Annotated in this window: 3 protein-coding genes; 2 read left to right on the forward strand and 1 reads right to left on the reverse strand. The window is 38.4% G+C overall.

Features of this window, described 5'->3' with window-relative positions; translation table 11 throughout:
* Positions 1-288 precede the first annotated feature (288 nt).
* On the reverse strand, positions 289-474 hold the full coding sequence (locus F607_RS35360; protein WP_027710485.1) for a hypothetical protein: 186 nt from the start codon (positions 472-474) through the stop codon (positions 289-291).
* Positions 475-717: 243 nt separating this feature from the next.
* Between F607_RS35360 and F607_RS34500 the strand changes: the two genes are divergently transcribed.
* Positions 718-924, forward strand: coding sequence for a hypothetical protein (locus F607_RS34500; protein WP_051311895.1), 207 nt, complete (start codon positions 718-720; stop codon positions 922-924).
* A 79-nt stretch (positions 925-1,003) separates the two neighbouring features.
* A complete protein-coding gene (locus F607_RS0127170; RefSeq protein ID WP_027710486.1) occupies positions 1,004-1,222 on the forward strand; it encodes a hypothetical protein in 219 nt (72 codons plus the stop codon).
* Positions 1,223-1,407 lie beyond the last annotated feature (185 nt).

Genomic DNA, 1,407 nt, shown 5'->3' on the forward strand with positions numbered 1-1,407 from the left:
TCGTTTCTCAGGTATTTTATTTTTTTCAAAAAGAAGAAGATAAACTAGAGGATGCAGCGCTAATTGAGATTATTAAAGCAAGAGAAAACCAGCCATCAATACCTGTAGATATAGATGATCTATAAGCATTTTTTTGACTGCTGAAAATATCGGGTATTTACAGCTAGAGCCTAAAATGTATAAAAAAACACCTTTAAAAACTCATCCAAGAATTGATTGTTTATTTTTCCTGCTTTAACTCCTTTAGAAATGTGTGCGGTTTTTGTGCTAATTGAGCAGAACAGTCTATCAAGATGAGCAACTATAGTGCGACACACCACCAACGTTAAAAAACTCTCTAGGTAAGAGGCGATAGTATTTGTCTTCTACTTCTTTTGATTGCTCATCATAAGGATAGCTAAACACTTCTTGCAGCTCTTTGAGCAGTGTGTAATCACCCTGCGTCGCTGTTGGTAAGCTGGCACGACTAGCCACTCGCGCCAAGTATATTTGGGGTTAGTTTGTTTCATTCTTGTCGATATCTCAGATAAATCGCTACCGTAACTGACCAGGTCACGCCAGCTTTTTAGCCAAGATTGCCATTGTTCATCAAGCTCTTGTGAAGTGTTAACATAGAAGCTCTTTTTTAACGCTGAGATATCGTCGGGTATATGAGTATAGTGGTCCCCAGTTTTGAGACAGTCAGTTAAAATACAACAACTGTTGAAAGGGATAAAAATGAGTCGCAAATCATTTACTGCAGCATTTAAGTCAAAAGTGGCCATAGAAGCCTTAAAAGGCCATAAAACGACTAACGAGATTGCCTCGGAGTTGGGGGTCCATACAAAGCAAAATTCTAGCTACAATACTGTAGATGACGCTAAGAAGAATATTCCTGCTCAATATAGTAACGTAAATATTGAATGGAAGCCTGGTACGGCCTGACGTATAAGAGGTGAACAATAATGTTAATTGAAATTTTAAAAGGTGCTCTCTTCTAGGTATTTACCTAAAGGAGAGTAAAATGAAAAGAGAATGTCGTCTTATTAAGGCATTTGGTAAAAATGAAGTTGGTTTGGCAGATATGCCAAACAAAATTTCTGGGATCAAGGTTTCCAGAATTGTAATTGGTGAAGACACAGGTTGTTCTTGGTGTTTTCCTCATGGCTATGAAACATATAATAGTCATTATGCAAATTACCAACGAAGCTGGAAAAAGCAAAGAAAAACCAGGTGGAAATAAAGTTAAGCGAAATCATTCACATAACTGGGTAAGAGCTGTTATTTCCCCAGCTCTCCCCACACCACCCTGCATGCGGGTCCCCAGAGAGCTGTTCATTTAACTTATCCGTTAGGATAATGAATTTTGATCCATCCGTCCCTGAGTGAAAATAATCCAGCCTGAAAATAGCCGATACGCAGGGTTAT

It is taken from the genome of Zooshikella ganghwensis DSM 15267, assembly GCF_000428585.1.
GTDB lineage: Bacteria > Pseudomonadota > Gammaproteobacteria > Pseudomonadales > Zooshikellaceae > Zooshikella > Zooshikella ganghwensis.

Coding starts and splice junctions, on each gene's coding strand:
- F607_RS34500 (WP_051311895.1), top strand. CDS start 718: ATGAGTCGCAAATCATTTACTGCAGCATTTAAGTCAAAAGTGGCCATA.
- F607_RS0127170 (WP_027710486.1), top strand. CDS start 1,004: ATGAAAAGAGAATGTCGTCTTATTAAGGCATTTGGTAAAAATGAAGTT.